14 protein-coding genes are annotated in these 17135 nt (G+C 48.6%); 6 read left to right on the top strand and 8 right to left on the bottom strand.

The features are described from left to right. Positions 1 to 51: 51 nt before the first annotated feature. Entirely contained in the window at positions 52 to 1404 is a 1353-nt protein-coding gene (locus CHI14_RS22655) for an ABC transporter substrate-binding protein (RefSeq protein WP_095291538.1), read from the bottom strand. Positions 1405 to 1757: 353 nt separating this feature from the next. Between CHI14_RS22655 and CHI14_RS22650 the strand changes: the two genes are divergently transcribed. After that, entirely contained in the window at positions 1758 to 2720 is a 963-nt protein-coding gene (locus CHI14_RS22650; RefSeq protein ID WP_095291535.1) for an N-acetylglucosamine kinase, read from the top strand. 22 nt (positions 2721 to 2742) lie between these two features. Continuing rightward, positions 2743 to 3648: an N-acetylmuramic acid 6-phosphate etherase gene (gene murQ / locus CHI14_RS22645; protein ID WP_095291533.1), complete on the top strand. Its 906-nt coding sequence runs from the start codon at positions 2743 to 2745 to the stop codon at positions 3646 to 3648. Between the two features lie 155 nt (positions 3649 to 3803). Here murQ and CHI14_RS22640 read toward each other — a convergent pair whose 3' ends face one another. Together CHI14_RS22640 and CHI14_RS22635 are read right to left on the bottom strand one after the other, a co-directional pair. Continuing rightward, entirely contained in the window at positions 3804 to 4643 is an 840-nt protein-coding gene (locus CHI14_RS22640) for a MurR/RpiR family transcriptional regulator (protein WP_095291673.1), read from the bottom strand. 123 nt (positions 4644 to 4766) lie between these two features. Next, positions 4767 to 5993 (bottom strand): anhydro-N-acetylmuramic acid kinase, encoded by a 1227-nt coding sequence (locus CHI14_RS22635; protein ID WP_095291530.1) that lies wholly within the window; start codon positions 5991 to 5993, stop codon positions 4767 to 4769. A gap of 324 nt (positions 5994 to 6317) precedes the next feature. Between CHI14_RS22635 and CHI14_RS22630 the strand changes: the two genes are divergently transcribed. Together CHI14_RS22630 and CHI14_RS22625 are read left to right on the top strand one after the other, a co-directional pair. Then, complete coding sequence (locus CHI14_RS22630; protein WP_095291527.1) at positions 6318 to 7733, top strand: N-acetylmuramoyl-L-alanine amidase family protein; 1416 nt, start codon at positions 6318 to 6320, stop codon at positions 7731 to 7733. A gap of 32 nt (positions 7734 to 7765) precedes the next feature. Further along, positions 7766 to 8326, top strand: coding sequence for a GerMN domain-containing protein (locus CHI14_RS22625; RefSeq protein ID WP_095291525.1), 561 nt, complete (start codon positions 7766 to 7768; stop codon positions 8324 to 8326). Between the two features lie 95 nt (positions 8327 to 8421). Here CHI14_RS22625 and CHI14_RS22620 read toward each other — a convergent pair whose 3' ends face one another. The 4 genes from CHI14_RS22620 to CHI14_RS22605 form a co-directional block, all read right to left on the bottom strand. After that, on the bottom strand, positions 8422 to 9927 hold the full coding sequence (locus tag CHI14_RS22620; protein WP_095291523.1) for an MBL fold metallo-hydrolase: 1506 nt from the start codon (positions 9925 to 9927) through the stop codon (positions 8422 to 8424). After that, entirely contained in the window at positions 9924 to 11609 is a 1686-nt protein-coding gene (locus CHI14_RS22615; RefSeq protein ID WP_095291672.1) for an ABC transporter permease, read from the bottom strand. The genes CHI14_RS22620 and CHI14_RS22615 overlap by 4 nt, the downstream gene beginning before the upstream one ends. A gap of 78 nt (positions 11610 to 11687) precedes the next feature. Continuing rightward, positions 11688 to 12755 (bottom strand): ABC transporter substrate-binding protein, encoded by a 1068-nt coding sequence (locus tag CHI14_RS22610; protein WP_095291521.1) that lies wholly within the window; start codon positions 12753 to 12755, stop codon positions 11688 to 11690. A 71-nt stretch (positions 12756 to 12826) separates the two neighbouring features. After that, entirely contained in the window at positions 12827 to 13840 is a 1014-nt protein-coding gene (locus tag CHI14_RS22605) for an ABC transporter ATP-binding protein (protein ID WP_095291670.1), read from the bottom strand. A 398-nt stretch (positions 13841 to 14238) separates the two neighbouring features. On the opposite strand from CHI14_RS22605, the gene CHI14_RS22600 reads away from it, so the two are divergent. Together CHI14_RS22600 and CHI14_RS22595 are read left to right on the top strand one after the other, a co-directional pair. Beyond that, positions 14239 to 15156 carry a LysR family transcriptional regulator gene (locus tag CHI14_RS22600; RefSeq protein WP_095291519.1) on the top strand — a complete coding sequence of 306 codons (918 nt, stop codon included), beginning with the start codon at positions 14239 to 14241 and terminating at the stop codon, positions 15154 to 15156. 128 nt (positions 15157 to 15284) lie between these two features. Continuing rightward, positions 15285 to 16142, top strand: a complete 858-nt coding sequence (locus tag CHI14_RS22595; RefSeq protein ID WP_095291518.1) for a CYTH domain-containing protein — start codon at positions 15285 to 15287, stop codon at positions 16140 to 16142. Between the two features lie 206 nt (positions 16143 to 16348). On the opposite strand, the gene CHI14_RS22590 is transcribed toward CHI14_RS22595, so the two are convergent. Next, entirely contained in the window at positions 16349 to 16990 is a 642-nt protein-coding gene (locus CHI14_RS22590; protein WP_170948239.1) for a short chain dehydrogenase, read from the bottom strand. Positions 16991 to 17135: the final 145 nt, after the last annotated feature.

Below are 17135 nucleotides of genomic sequence, written 5' to 3'. Positions count from 1 at the left end.
AATCCTCCTCTCCTAATCGTTGTGGTCTTACATATGCGCTATGTTTTTCTTTTATTGTCCAAACATCTGCTGGCCTTTGCTCTTGAAGTCTTCTGCAATCTGCTCCGGCGTTTTCTCTCCCGAGAACAGGGCCTGAATATTCGGTTTTACAACCTGCTCCTTGAATTGCTTTTGCTGTGAAGCCTTATCAATGTCCAGCTCCAGCACAACAGGCATTGCAATATTCTCAGCCATTACTTGGGCAGCCTCCAGATTATCCGGTTTGCCCAATTCTTTGCCTGCGAACAGATCAACTTGAGATTGTCTCACAAAAGGGAGTGCGAGTTCGTTGGCAGAGTTCCCCGCTTTTGCACCGCTTAACGCCTCCATAACCAGGAACGTATTCTTGGCATGCTGTTCACCTTTGTCCTTCTTCTGCTTGAAGGCTACGTACCCTTCACCGCCCATTGTGGTTGCCGCCTGCTGATTGTCATTATGCGGAACAGGCAGCAGGACAAAGTCGATTTTCTCTCCCTGCACTTTGCCATCATCAATGTCCTTGTTGCGGTTCTGGATCATCACATCGTAATAAGGAATGGCCTTGGAGATCATGGCTGTCTCTCCTGCATAGAACATATCCGTCCGTTTCGCCGGGGCAATGGCTGCTGTCTCCTTCGGCATGTAACCTTGGTCCATCAGATTTTTGATGAAAGAGAGCGTGTCTAGAATCCGCCCATCATTCCATTGGAACGCACCCTCTTGGTCCAGAACGTCGATCATGCCGTTATTCCGGGAGAGCATTTCAATGAAATCAAGGGAAGTGCCGTCAGTAACGAGCGCATACTGCTTAGCTCCGCTATCCAGCGTTTTGGTGAGCTTGGAGGCTGCTTCATTGAATTCCGACCAGGTCCAGCCATTTTGCTGAATGGACTTCCAGTCGATGCCGGCCTCCTCCAGAATACGTTTGTTCCCGCCCCAAGCCCATTGAAATTGATATAGCGGCAGGCCGTACTGTTTACCTTGAATCTGCCCTAACTCCAGCGTACCAGGCAGGTAGTCGTCCTTGATCTCGGGAGTCAGATAACTATCCAGTTCAAGCGCAAGTCCCGTATTTACATACGTTCCATCCACACTGTGAAAGTACAGATCCGGCGGATTCCCCGCATTTAGCGCCACATCGAACTTTTTGGGTCCTTCCGCCCAGGAGAGCATCTCCGTCTTCACGGTAATGTTCGGGTGTTCTTTATTGAAGTCGGCAAGCAGTTCTTTCAATTCGTCTTCATAAGTACCATGCACCGGGTAGGTCCATACCGTCACGGTGTCATCCGCATTGGGGTCTTCCGAAGCAGCCCCACCGCTATTTCCGCAGGCTGTAATCCAGACCATCATTAGTACCATTGCCAAAACCAGACCCTTTTTCTTCATCCCTTCATCTCCTTCGCGAGTCGTTTCCCAATCATTTCTTTGCCATACTCGATGCCCCTTTGAAATCTTTGAACATAAAAATGATGAACCACCCCGTAAGTGTGGCAGTAAGGAACAGCACCTCCCCGTCCATTGACCTGCGATTATGCAGAGTTCAACTAAATGCAATATTAACGTCAACTTACATGACATTAACAGTATTAATTCCTTCCAAAATTGTAGATTGAGTTCATTATATGAGCTATGAAATAAAAATTCAATATTATTTTTCAACATAAAATTTAATTTTACTTTTTCGTTTTATGCTCTTATACTATGTAAAAAGAAAACCTACGCAAGCGAGGTGAGCCAAGTTGCGAGTATATGCAGGCATTGATGGAGGCGGTACCAATACTGATGCAGCAATCATTTCTGAATCTGGTGAACTTCTTGCCCGGTTCAGCGGCGGACCTACCAATCCTCACAGCGTACCGCCCGATCAAGCCATTTCAGAACTGCGGCGGGTATTGGATGGGCTGTTTAACCTAAGAACTGATTTGTCGACAAATTGTGAAGGTATATGTCTTGGGATGTCAGGTGTAGACAGCATGCAGGAGAGACAGATGATTGCTGAAGCCGTAACAGACTATACCAAGAACAGTCTTCATCAGAGTGTGAACGCTTGTCCCGTTTGGATTGTATCTGAGGGGGAAATCGCCCTTATGGCCGTACTTGGGCATACTCAGGGAGTCTTATGTATATCAGGTACAGGATCTATTGTTTACGGATTTACACCGGAAGGTGAACGATACCGTGCTGGGGGTTGGGGCCACCTGCTTGGGGATGAAGGCAGCGGCTATCGCATCGGGCAGCGGGCGCTTCAGGCTGTTATGCAAAGCCATGATGGCATTCTCCCCCCAACCAAACTAACCCCACTCATTTTGCAAGAGCTGAGCCTGCATTCTCCCATTGAACTGAAGAAGAAGGTATATCAATCCGATTGGGGTAAGTCCGATACGGCATCCCTAGCCCGTCTTGCCGTTGCAGCTGGGGAACATGGCGATGAAGTTGCCAGGGCATTCATTACCGAAGAAGCAGGGCAGTTGGCGAATACAGCCAAGGCTCTGATTGCCCGTCATATCACATTTAAATCTGCTCAGGTCGTCCTGTCAGGGTCTCTGTTCCGTCACTCTGCCTTATTCCGAAGCGAATTTATACACAAACTATCGGCAACCTACGGTGAGCTCCGCTTTGTCCAGCAGGATAATGCCCCGCCTCCGGCGGTTGGTGCGGCACAGCTGGCCAAAATGCGATGTTCCCTTCATGGATCACTATGAAAGAGATAAGGAGGCCATACTGATGAACCATATGCTTAACTCATTGCTAACGGAACAGCCTAATCCGCAGACGGATCATATAGATGAGCTGCCCTCGGCAGAGATTATGGAATTGATAAATAGGGAAGATCAACGCATTGCCGAATTGATCCAACCGCTCATCCCCGTGATTGCACGGGCGGCAGATCGAATTGTGGAAGCCTTTCAGTCGGGAGGAAGACTGTTCTATGTCGGTGCAGGAACCAGTGGCAGATTGGGGATACTTGACGCTTCGGAATGTCCACCGACTTACGGAACACCACCTTCCATGGTACAGGGCATCATTGCAGGGGGCTTTCAGGCCGTGAAGGATCCTGTGGAAGGAGCTGAGGACAGTGAATCCCAAGGCGCCTCTGATCTGAGCGAGCATGGTCTGAATAAGAATGATGTTGTGGTTGGCATTGCTGCCAGCGGACGAACCCCCTATGTCATCGGAGCAATGAGGTATGCAAGGGAAAAAGGAGCTGGTGTCATCAGCCTGAGCAATAATGCCGGTACACCAATGACCCTCCTGGCTGATGTGAGCATTGAAGCGGTCATGGGCCCCGAGGTTGTGATGGGGTCGACTCGGATGAAGGCAGGCAGTGCACAGAAAATGATACTGAATATGCTGACGACTACAGCAATGATCAGACTGGGCAAGGTTTACCGGAACTTCATGGTCGACCTGAACCCCTCCAACGAGAAGCTTGTCCATCGGGCCAAGCGAATGATACAGCTTGCCACCGGTGCGAGTGAATCCGATATCGAAAAGACCTTCACTGCCGCAGGAGGACATGTAAAAACAGCAATCGTCATGCTGATGGCAGACGTGAATGTGCTCGAAGCGCGGCGCAGGCTGGATCTGGCTGACGGCTTCGTTCGCACAGCCATTGCAGGGCCGTCCTGATCGAATTTAAAGAGTATGCATTAGCTCATATTTTTATGGGAGCCTGATATTGATCTTGGCTCCTTTTCACTTATTTTTCACGCTCGATCAGCATCAGCATGGGTCCCATGAAAAAATCCCTTCTGTTATATACAGTAAGGGATTTTTTCGTTTCATCATTTATGTTCCAATATAGCCTGACGGCTCTTCTCCAGATACTCAACAGACTGGTTATAATCCCGGCTGGCAATGGCCAGGTAGAGAATATCAATTACATTCAGCTGCGCAATTCGCGAAGATGTTGCTCCACTTCGGATATCGCTTTCAGTGGACGTAATCTTTAAGGGTACATTCGCCAGACTACTGAGCGTATTACTGCCCCATTTGGTAATGCTGATTGTTGCTGCTCCGCCGTCGAGAGCATGCTTCAGACACGAAATGACATTTGAGGTTTCCCCCGAGTAGGAGATACATACAACGGCATCATCTTCACGAAGTGTAGTGGAAGAGGAAATTTGCATGTGCGGATCCGCAAACGAAAAGCTTGTGCGATTGATTCGCATGAACTTGTAGTGTGCATCCAGCGCAATCAGGTTTGAGGCCCCTACGCCATAGAAAAAAATCCGCTTTGCCCGGTGCAGTGCATCAACAGCCTGCTCAACCAGTCGTGGGTCCAATATATGGACCGTGTCCTTCACCGATTGGATATTGTTTGCGGATACATGCTGAATGATGCTCTCCATCGAGTCCTGAGGACGAATCTCCGTATAGTGATATTGCTCACCCGTTTGCAAATCGCCAGCAATCTTCAGCTTCAGCTCCTGAAATCCGGATACTCCCAATGATTTGCACAAACGGATAATGGCAGCCGGGCTGCCACCGCTCCGTTCGGACAGCTGTGCCACGGAAGACTGGACCGTCTCTTGGGGATGATCGAGAATATAGGCCCCGATCTTCCGTTCCGACGGGGTCAGGTCATCCATTAATGCGCGTAAACGTACGAGTCCACCTTTCATGCCTTCCATTCGTTCCACCTTTCCGTACTGTGTTCATGTACAAGCATTTTATCCTATAATTTCACTCGAGTCTAATCCGTAAACTCTCTTCAGCCATTCTGCTGCCAGACCGTAACCACGTATCTACAATGTAAGTGTACCCGAGATGACAGCATGCCTGGCCCCAGTAACCTCCGGGAGCGTATTTGTTCTACCCATTAATGCTTCATGACCCAGGAGTGCAAAACCAATAGCTTCGCGGGCATCGTCTGGTATGCCATAATCTGTGGTCCGCTCCATTCGGATACCTTTCGGAAGTCTCCCTTGAATCATTTTCATTAATGTGTCATTCGAAGTTCCCCCGCCGCAAGCCAGCATGGCTGAGATCGGTACATTCGGCAGCACAAAGTCCTCTACAGCCCGCACAATGGTCTCTGCTGTCAAGCAAGTGGCCGTAGCCAAAGTATCTTCCAGGGATAAGGAACGCGCAGCTGACAGGTCCATCAAACGCTCTGCATAAGCAGCTCCGTAAACCTCCCGCCCAGTGCTTTTGGGAGGCAGTCTTCTGAAATAATCGTCGTCCAGACACAGCTCCACCAGATCCTGATCAGGTGTCCCCTTGGCGGCAATGCTTCCATTTGGGTCGTAATGCTGTCTGCCGTTTGTTTTCTGTCGCACAATGGCATCCATCACCATGTTTCCCGGTCCTGTATCAAACGCAGAGATGCCTACTTGAGATGAAGCGGCTGGAAGCACGGTCACATTGCCAATACCGCCGATATTCTGTACCAGTCGCCCCTCTGTCGTGCTGCGAAACATAAGAGCATCCGCATACGGTGTAAGCGGTGCTCCCTCCCCGCCAGCAGCTACATCTCTTGCACGCAGGTTACTGATCACCGGCAGTCCGGTCCGTTCCCGCACGACGGCCCCTTCACCGATCTGCAATGTGGATGCCACCTGAAGACTCCCCTCCGGTCCGGGAAACGCTGACGGGACTGGGGAGTGCCACACCGTTTGTCCGTGCATACTGATCGCATCCACTTGTCCAGGCGAGAGGCCTGCCGAACGAATCAGCTTCATGACACTATGTGCGTACCACTCTGATACGCCGAAGTGTGCTGTCGTCAGGTCATCCACCCTCGCTGTTTCTGGAGAACACAATCGAATCAATACGTTCCTCAGCTCATTTGAATATGGAACACAGATGAAATCCATCAGGCTGATATTGGCTAATGCCCCGCTGGCATCCGTCTGAATGTGTACCAGAGCTGCATCTGTCCCATCAAGGGATGTTCCGGACATCAGCCCTATGACATAATGATCTTGCTTCAAGCGATACTGTTTCCACATTGGATAGCTGCCTGTATCCATGTTCTCCTACCTCCTTCCAAACTCAATGTCCACGAATCCTGCCATAATTTCACCCAGTATATGATATAAAATTTTACAAGTCAATTGTATTATGAAATTTAATTACACTCATCCATTTAACATGTGTAATTCCTTTTAAAACCAGTGTAAATCAGTACAATTTCTCCATACATAAATTAAATAAATCAATAAAAGAAACATTTTTACAATTTTGTTGTTTATATATTGTAGTAAAATTATGGGAGATGAATTGTTTTTTACCGATGGAAACTCTGAATTTCCATGTCGGTGAGTTACAAGCTCTAAAAATGTTGAGGTGTATTCATGAAGAAAATAATTGTACTTATGTTTCTGAGCCTGTTCTTCCTTTTTCTGTTTCCCATTCAGGGAAATGCCGCTGCAAACACGTCTAAAATCTTCTTGAATGGAGAGCAATTGTCTCTTCCGAATGACGTTCAGGTGACCATCGTCAATAAAAATGTCATGATCCCGATCCGAGTCGTTGCAGAAAATTTGAAGTTTGATGTCGACTGGAATCAACAAGCCCGTCAGGTGAAGATAAAACAAAATGAAAAGGTAATATCTCTCACCGTTGATCAGAAGCAAGCCATGGTTGCTGACAAACAGGTTACCCTGAATACGGCTCCACAAATTTTAAACAAAACATTGGTGGTACCCATTCGTTTTGTCAGTGAACAGATGGGGCTTAGCGTAAAGTGGAACAACCAGGAGAAGATCGTATACTTAACTGGCAGCAATAATGAATCCAACGAAGCATCTGGAGATGATTCAGGAAGTAGCGACACCACGTCGTTAACCCATGTAACAGATATTGTTTTTGCCGATAATCAGCTTGTCGTGTCCATGGATGGGGAACAAGTGCAGCCTGTCATATCCACCTTGAAGAACCCGGATCGACTGGTTGTGGATCTGCCTGGAACGGTCTTTGGTGACTTGGCACAGCCGCTTGATCAGGGGGTTAACGGAAAGCTGGATGTAACCGGATATCCCCATGTATCGGAAGTGAGATATTCCCTATTTAAACGAGATCCCGGGCAAGTTCGGATTGTGGTTGAATTAAACAATGTGAAGGACGTGCAGTTCGATCAAAACGTGATTGCCGACAAGCTGCTGATCAATCTCAACGTTTCGGGGGACAGCGTAACGCCCGGGCCAGTGACTCCCGTCATCGATACAGGACGCAAGGTCGTTGTGATTGATCCAGGTCACGGAGGCAGTGACCCAGGGACCATAAGTATCACCAATAAACCGGAGAAGGAATACGTTCTGGCATTGGGTCTAAAAGTACAAGCTCTTCTGCTCAATGAGCCGGACATTGATCTGGTCATGACACGTGACAGCGATATCTATCCCACACGTTCCGAGCGCGTTCAACTGGCGAATGAGTTAAATGCGGATGTCTTTGTCTCTATACACGGTAACAGTGCAACATCCTCACCTCAGGCATCAGGTACAGAAACCTTTTATTATCAGCGCAGCAGCAGCAAAGACCTGGCCAATATCATTCATGAACGCTTGGTGAAGGCTCTTGGATTCAAGGATAGGGGTGTCAAGAATGGCAGCTTGCAGGTGATACGGGAAACCACCATGCCTGCTGTGCTCCTGGAAATTGGTTTCCTGAGCAATGCTGCTGAAGAGAAGGCCATGTCGTCCGAAGAAGTTCAGGCGAAAGCTGCACAAGCAATAGTTGATGGAATCAAGGAATATCTAGGGATATAAAATAAAACGTTATACCAAACGGAGGATGTGATTTGTTGAAACGAAAGATGGGATACGGACTACTATTCTTGTTCATTCTTATCATTGCTGCAGGGTGTGCACAGAAGCCAGTGAGTGAATCCGGAACGAATGAACCCAACCATTCCGGAAGCGTACAGCCTTCCAACAATGGTGGGACTCAGGTTGAGCCGAATAAGGAAGAGAAGCAGACTGTTGAAGTATACTTTGCCGATACACAGGTGCTGGAACTGGAAAAAAGAGAAGTTGAGCTGGAGTTTGTAGAGAACGACGAAAAATACAAAAAAACATTTGAAGCCTTACAAAAAAGTGACGATACTGAACTGGTCTCTCTATGGGAAAAGGTTGAACTGCTCTCTGTCCAATCTGCCGAGGATACATTGACTTTGGATGTGCATATCCCCGATGAAGCCAAGCTTGGCACCAGTGGAGAATTACTGGCCTTGGAAGCTTTAACCACAACGATGTTTCAGTTTGATGAAATAAATCAATTGGAAGTGCTTGTAGATGGAGAAGCACTGGATAGCCTGATGGGTCATTCAGAGCTTGAGCACCCCATTCAACGTGAACCCTAGTCCTCAAATAATAAAATGGAAAGAACGTCCCCAAGGACGCTCTCAACTGATGCTTTATGGCATTATGATGCAGTGATCTCATTCTAATTTCATGTTTAGACATAGAGCTCATCCCCGGGAGACAATGAATGTACCTCTGCTTCCGGTGATGGGCTATTTTTGAGCAAGCCCTCTCTCAATCTGTCCGTCCCGGCCTTATCTGCATGCACAAGCACGCTATGCCGTGCAGGCACACGCTGCAGCATTCTCTCGACATCCAGCCAGCCTTGATGCACTTTATACCGGATTTTCTTCACCTCACAGACTCCATGCTCCGCCGGATTCTGTGCTAGCTGCTCTGCAAAAGTGCCCACAGCCGCATGCCCGGTGAGCAGGATCAGGTTCTCACCACTCGCTGCCAGCTGGCTATAGTACCAACGGGCCAGCGAAGATTGCATCATGCCGTCGGGAATAAACCATAGGGAAGCACCATATTGATTCAGCAGTCGCTCCCGATCCTCCTGACTTTTGGGCAGATGCCAGGATTGTCCCTTTAAAAATCGTTCAATGGCACCCGTTAACGGACCCTCAAAATGTGTTCCCTGTTCTCTCAGCCAGTATGGGGCACGCAGCAGCTGCTTCATGCCATCTAGTAGCCCCTGCTCGGCGATCATCGGAACGCCAGGGAACTGCTGATGTGCCCACAGTATGATCTCTTGACCACGGCCTACCGAAGGCATTGGGAGCAGGACCTTACCACCCCGAGCAATGGTCTGGCGTATGGCACGCTCCAATTGTTCCAGCTTGTCTGCCTGTGTATCCCGGTCCGTTCCATATGCAGCATCCACAATGGCCAGATCCATCGGCAGATTCAAGCTGCTCTTTGTTAACGAAGGAGATAAGGATATTTCGGAAATTCCCGAATTCTCAGTTGCTATCGCTAGTTCCACCCGACGTTCTCCAGCAAGTTGTATGCCATCACTAACAGCCAAGCCTTGAGTCAATCGCGAATTATTTATACGGCTGCTTTTGTGCTCCCTGCCCCGGAACAGACTTGCCAATCTTAGCGCCTCTGCCGCACAATCTTCCTGCAAAAGCATGGACTCGGACGTATAATCTCCGGAATAGAAGATCCGTTTACCCTCCATCTCAAGGGCAAACCATACCGATCCTGCAAGGTGACCACTCCGTCCCCATAACACATGCAGACCAGGAATCATCTCGAACCAGATCCCGGACTTCGCCTGATCCTCCAGATACCTGTAACGTATGGACTGCACGTCTGCTTCCTCATAGGGAAGATCATGTCCTGCACGCTCCAGATTGCTGCGCCACGCCCGGAAATAGGTATCCAGCTGCTCCCTTGTCTGACGCGTCGTCCATACTTCACCCTGATAGCCCATTTTATACAATAAGGGAATAGCAACGGAATGATCCTCATGCGCGTGAGACAGCAGAACAGCATCCAGCATTGATACAAGTTCAGGCTGGATAAACGGGTACGCTCCCGCTCCTTCTTTTTTCACGCCACAATCCATTAAAATGTGAGTTCTGTCTCCGCTCAGGAGATAGGCAGAGCGGCCATGCTCGCCTGCCCCGCCCCATATGTTCAGTTTGATCATGATGCATTCCACTTTCTCTTTGAATTCAGTAGTTCAATGCCGAGCAGCATCAGTACGGTCATGCCAACCGTTACAACCGCCATGGCCATTCCGAGCGAGACCTGACCTTGTTCAAACTGGGCAAAGATATACGTTGCCGATGTCTGCATGGACGGCGGGAGAATCAACAATGAGCCTACGAGCTCGCGTGTAGCAATGGTGAATGTCATCATCCAACCGGCCAGCATGCCGGGAATGATGAGCGGCACAAGGATGCGCCGAAGGATATACAGCGGCTTTCCGCCAAACACCTGACCTGCCTGAAACAAAGTACCATCGATCTGGGTAAAGCTCGATTTCACGTACTGCACCGTATATGGCAGAAAAAGTACGACATACGTCAGAACTACCATCCCGTACGTGTTATACAGGGTGACAGGCATCCAAGGTGAATTCCAGAACAGGATTAGACCCACAACCATGACAATGCCCGGTACGGTGTTAGGCAGCAGGCTGAACAGATCAATGACCCGCTGCATGAATGAGGATGACTTGCCAATCGCCAGCGCAAATCCTGTACCAATCACAACCGCAACGGTGGAAGCGGCGAGGGATAATCCCAGGCTATTTCCGATGGCTTTCATGCTAACCGAGCCCCAGGAGAGCAGGTCCCGATAGTGATCCAGTGTTACATTGTCCAGAGACAATCCGGCCCCGCGCAGCTTCATCGTCGACGCCGCAATAATGGAGAAGTATGGAATACCCACGGAGAGAATGAGAAGTACCGCGAGATACAGACCGCATAGCCAGCCAGCTCCTCCGCGAAGGGAATACCGTTTGGAACGCTGTCCTTTGCCGCCCACTAGACGGTACGTGAATTTACGACTCATGGCAGACTGCATGTACCACATGACGAGACATACGGATAACAAGACCGATGCCAGTGAGGTGGCCTTACCGAAGTCAATCGGCCAACTGGAGATATATTTGTGGATCTCCGAGGTCATGACATAGTATCCGATACGGCGGCCGAAGGTGGCCGGAGTTCCGAATTCCGCAATCGTTTTAACGAAAACTAGCATGATCCCCATCCCGTAGGAAGATAACAGCAAGGGTAATATAATGCGTCTGAACCGATATCCTGCTGGTGCCCCGTGTACCGATCCTGCCTCTTCCAGATTACCGCCGATACGAATCAGTGCATCCCGCAGCAGCAAGTATAGAAACGGAAATAGATGCAAGCTCATAATTAGCACCATGCCCCAGAAACTGAAGAAAAGCTCGCTCCATTTCTCAGCTGATGGCACCCACTGCTGCAGGTATCCTCCTTTTTGCATAAACAATATCCAGCCCATGGAGCCGATATACGGCGGTGTCATGAACGGAATCATGAGGATCACATCCACCCAGCGGTGCTGTCCCATTCGGGTCTTGGCCATCATCCAGGCCAATGGCAGAGCCAGCAAGGTGGTGACGGCAACAACACAGATGCCAAGCCAGACAGAATTGAGCAGCACACCCGACAAGTGATGACCAGTTATCGTCCGGATCGGAGCCATCCAGTCCCATTGTCCATCCGGATACACGCTCTGCCAGAAAATCAGCAGCAAGGGTACGCCAATACTTATAGTCAGCAGAAAGAGGGCCAGAATCACGCCCACTCTCCGAAAAATACGGTTGTTGTCCAGTACAACAGGTTTCACTGATTTCACCTCACATGACTTCCACCAAAACACTCGTCACACGTGCTGCCGAATGTTCTTCAGTTTGTTTCAGCAGTCTTATTTGAAAATCTCGGAGAAACGAGCAGCTGTCTCATCACCGTGTTCACTCATCCAGTTCCAGTCCACTTTCAGCTGCGGGATATCTTTCAGATTGGCCCGGTTGGTCGCTTCAATATCCTCACGGCCCGGAATCAGGTACGCATCGGCTACCAGCTTCTGTGCTTCATCGGACAACAGATAGTCGATAAACGCCTTGGCGTTTTCTACATTCGGGCTCGATTTCAGGATGGCAGCCGGTCTTGGGCTGATTACAGTCCCTTCTTCTGGATATACGATATCCAGGGGTTCGCCTTTATCCTTGGAGGAATATGCCATGTAATCAACACCTGCTGCAACGATGCTTTTGGCTCCCGTGATTACCGGATCAAGAGCTTCCTGGTTCGCACCCGCCATGGCCACACCGTTCGTTTTGTAGCTGTCTAGCAGATCCCATCCTTGATCACCATTCACACTCAGGTACCCTGTAATGAAGTCCAGTGCAGAACCAGACAGCGTTGGATCCGGAATATTTACAGCGTCTTTCCAGGCTGGTGTAGCGAGTTCAGCCCAGCTTGTCGGTGGCGTAGACACCAGCTTGGTGTTGTACACAATTCCGAGTGCCGAAGCACTTGAACTGAAATAGTTACCTTCTGCATCTGACCAGTCCTTGTTCAGCTTGTCGGCATTGGCTGCTTCAGGGTATGGGAGCGTCAAACCGTCAGCCTTGAGTGCCTGTGCTGAAGGCAAAGAGGCAAGTATGACGACATCGGCCACAGGGTTGGATTTTTCTGCCTCCATACGGGCGAGAATCTTACCGGTTGTTCCCTGGAACATCTCTACTTCAATCCCTGTTTTGGCTGTAAACCCGCTCACGATATTATCTGCCAGCTTTTGCGGCCCTGCACTATACAACACCAGTTTGCCGCCTGCTGTTTCGGTTGGTTGTGCTGCTGCGGCACTGCCTTCTCCCGCAGATTGTCCTGCGTTTCCAGCGGTTGAATTCGTACTGCATCCGAACAGACTAATGCTCATCACCGCTGTTAACAGCAGTAATGCACTTTTTTTCCGTGTTTTCATTCCCAACATCACATTCCATCTCCCTTGGTTATATATTTTTCGAGTAAACTTAACTTCTGCTCATTTCCTCATTCAAGCATCTAGTTCGCTGCAGCTATAACTTCCCGCTTCCCATCCATGCTATCCTGACCGTTCATACGGCAGATACGCTCCGGCGAGATATACAGCTGAACCTGCTCTCCTACGCGAACCCTTCGATCCAGGTAAGCCGTCCATATGCCTAGCCCTTCCATTTGAACCCGGATTTCATAACGCTCCCCTACATAACTGACACTCAGTACCGTGGCCTGATAACGCAGGTCGTCATGACTTGTCCTGTTCCAGGTCACATGCTCCGGCCGTACCATGGACTGATTGGGTGTCAGCCAGTTGGATTTGCCGATAAACGAAGCAACGAATGGATCGCTTGGCGATCCGTAGATCGTCTCGGGACTACCTTTTTGCAATATCCGCCCCTTCTCCATGACCACAATCTCATCCGACATCGACATCGCCTCAACCTGATCATGAGTCACATATAGTGCGGTAAGCCCCATATCCCGAACAAGGGACATCATCTCAATCCGCATTTCTTCCCGCAGTACAGCATCGAGTGCACTAAGCGGTTCATCGAACAGAATTACACCAGGTCTTACGGCTACCGCTCTGGCAAAAGCAACCCGCTGCTGCTGTCCACCGGACAGCTGATGAGGATAACGATCTTCCATGCCTTGCAGGCGAACCATGCCAAGTGCTTCGGTTACCTTCTGCCGTAAATTTTCTTTCTGCTTTCCGGCCCTCAAGCCAAATGCCACATTTTCATATACCGTCATATGCGGCCATAATGCAAAATCCTGAAACACCATGCCCAGATTACGCTTATGGGTGGGTACATCAATCCGCTTGGCAGCTGAGAAGATGCACTGATCACCCGCAACAATCTCTCCCGCATCCGGCTGTTCCAGTCCGGCAAGCATCCGCAGCAAAGTGGTTTTGCCACAGCCTGATGGACCAAGCAGCGTTGTAAACTGACCATGCTGAAGCGTTAGATCTGTGGGTAATAGTGCAGGCGTGCGATTGAATGATTTTTGAACTCCTGAAATCTCCATTTTCATAAGCATCCCTGCCTGTCTTCTTGTACTGTACTCAGTCTAACTCCCGCTCTCGCGAGTTGTATGTTAGGAATGTAAAAATGAAATTAACTTATTAGATGAATTCTGTTGATGTTCATAGATTAAATCTATATATGGTGATTCATATCCATTTTTCATTTGGTCACTTCGATTACAGCACCATCTTCCAATCGCTGTATTCCCTAATTTCCTAGGTTCCCTTTTCAAAAAGAGACATCAGGGGATCAAGGAGAAGCGTATGCTTCCGAAGTAGCTTTCTTTCAGAAAGCTTTTAGCTTCGCTTCTACAGATTGGTCCTGTACTCTCCGTCTTTATGAAAACAAGCATTAAATCATCTTATATTATGGAGGCCCTGTATAAGGGAGAGGAGTGTGAGTTCGTTGAACCTCATTAAACTGCAAATTGTAGAGCTGATTGACAAGCATCATCACATGACCAGCGTCGCAGAGATTCTGGGCATTAAGCAGCCCACGGTTACGTTTCATATGAAGTCACTGGAGGAAGAAATGGGGGTGCGATTATTCGAATCGCGCAGCGGGAAGACGTTCCTAACGGAGGCTGGACAGGCTCTGCTTCATTATTCCGTGAAGATTAATGCCCTAACCCAGGAGGCCCGCCGGGTAGTCAAAGAATACGACAGCCTCTACCGGGGTACGCTTCACATTGGGGCGAGTTATGTACCTGCAACCTATCTGCTGCCTCCGATGCTTAATACATTCTCACAGGAGTTTCCCGGTATTCGTATTGTGTTATCGGTCAAACCATCGCCTGTCATTCGCGAGATGTTAATGCGGCACCAGATTGATCTGGGAGTCATCTCTTCCGAACCGTTTGTTGGTCCGAGCCTTCAAGCTGATCCGCTATGCGCAGATGATCTGGTATTAATCTGTGCTCCACAGCATGCTCTGGCTGGTAGAGAAGTGCTGGAGCCTGACCATATCTCTCAGATTCCTTTCGCCCTGCATGGGAACGAATCAAGCACTCGCCGTTTGACCAACCAATGGCTGGAACAGCATGCCGTGCGGCTCCGAAGTACGGTAGAGATGGACTCACTGGAGGCAATCAAGCAGCTGGTTCTGCTCGGAGGTCATATTTCATTCATGTCACGCATGGCCGTACAGTGGGAGGAGCAGCATGGCTTGATTCAGGTTCTGCCCATTCCCGGGGAACAGGCCCCTAGGCATATATACACGGTACATAATAAGGATCGACATCCTTCTGTTCAGATGAATCGGTTCAAGGAAGTTCTTCAGGAAGGAGTCACAAGCTCCCCTTCATTTCTTGGCTTGGCCCCATAAAATCTCTCGTTCGCCATTCATCAAATCTATGCAGGGTTAACGCAATGCTCGTCCAACGTTAATCACTTTCATATACTTGGGCGCTAAAGTGGGTCTGTACATTAATCCAGCCTAGGGAGTGATTGGTTTTGAAAAAGTGGAAAAAGGTAACAACCTCATTGATGCTGAGTATCGTCACCTTGGGGAGCAGTCTAGCGTTCCAGGCACCACAAGCTTCAGCGGCGGCCAATGCCGTACCTGCCTACGAAGTGAAGTTTCTGGCTAAACCGGAGCTGGTATTGAACCCGGATGGAACGCCTCGCAGTGAAGTTATTCAGACGTTGTCCCTGGATTCTACACCGAGAAACATCAGCGCTGAGTACTTTGACACCAATGCTCTGAATCTGAACCAAGCGGGATGGGATGTCCGTTTCCGGAAGAAGGATGACAAAAACAACTATGAATTGACCTACAAAAAGCGCTATCCCGTAATTAACGGTGACATTAACGCTGCATTGACCTTGGCTAATCAAGAGGGATTTGATGCATCAGATGATAACTATGAGGCTGAGATCGATTGGGGGTATGGCAAACAAACGCTGAGCTTCTCCAATACCAAAAAAGTGGATACCAAAGCTACAGGCGTGCAGCTTCCTTCCGAGAAGGACGCACTCGATATGCTGCTGGACAAGCTGCCAGGCAAACTGAAAAACTGGTCCTCTTCCAACTGGGGTAAACAAACGCTCTCGCAATCCCGTGCTCATGGCCCTGTAACGTTCCAACGCTATGAAGGCACATGGAATGGACAGGAGCTGACGCTTGAAGTATGGCCTATTCGTAACGCAGATGGGACAGGTTTCGAGAATCTTGTAGAGGTTTCTTTCAAAACCGAAGATGCTGCAGCCGTATCCGGTCTGCGTACCGAGCTGCTGCAAGTGTTGGAAAGCAACAACTGGCTTATACCTGCCGATGGCTTGAAGACTCAAACGATTTTGGAAAGATACTAATCGCCTGGAATTGCAAAGCATAAATATAATCAAAAGGACATTAGCAGGTTCATCCTGTTAATGTCCTTTATTATTCTTATTTTGGGCTTACACTAAGTGATATCGTCCTATTTAAACAAGCTTCGCTATATGAAGATCAACTACATGCTGCCCGCAGTAAACTTTCTGAGGCTTCAACGATGAATTGATCAGCCTACTCTGAATACTTAATAAACTTTAAAGGTTTGTGCTGTTTCGATGCCCAATGCACTTTGAATAAACGTATTAGCCACTCGATCCACAGGTACCGGGTTAAAACCAATAAAAAAGTCTCTATATTTCTCAGCCGACTCTTCAAACAAATTAGGGCTAACTGAATTCAAACGAATACCTCTGGGCAATTCATAGGCTGCCGCTTTGGCAAACGCATCGATAGCCCCGTTGGCCATCGCACTTGAAGCGCCTTGTGCAATAGGATGATCCTTGATAATGCCACTAACCAGCGTGAAACTCCCCTTGTCATTGACATAATGTTGACCGATCAACACGATATTGACCTGGCCCAACAATTTGCTCTGTACACTAATCATGTTGTTCTCAGGGGTCAGCTCTTCCAGTTTGGCATAATGTGTCTGCCCAGCAGCGACAATGACGTAATCAATGCTTTGCACAGTTTCAAAAAGAGCCTTAATGCTGTCCGTTGAAGTCATATCGACCTGATAATCACCTGAGCTTCTGTCCGCTGTAACCACTTCTACAGACAGCTCATTCAACTTGGCAACAATCGCCTTTCCTAACGTTCCATGTCCTCCAATAACAAGAGCTCTTTTCACACAATTCCTCCTCTTTAGATCTGAATCATTATCCATCCAGGATATTCCTTTATCTATCCATTTAAACAAATTCATTCGGCGAGAGCAAATTACTAAAGTCTGACCTATTCATAAAAGATAAAGTAAATATGAAATTCTATTAAAATAAAAAAACCTCTTGCACAAGGCAAGAGGTTTACTG

Source organism: Paenibacillus sp. 7516 (genome assembly GCF_002272715.1).
GTDB classification, from domain to species: domain Bacteria; phylum Bacillota; class Bacilli; order Paenibacillales; family Paenibacillaceae; genus Paenibacillus; species Paenibacillus illinoisensis_A.
Note: the sequence above shows the minus strand (reverse complement) of the source record. Positions and strands in the feature narration are given on the sequence as shown.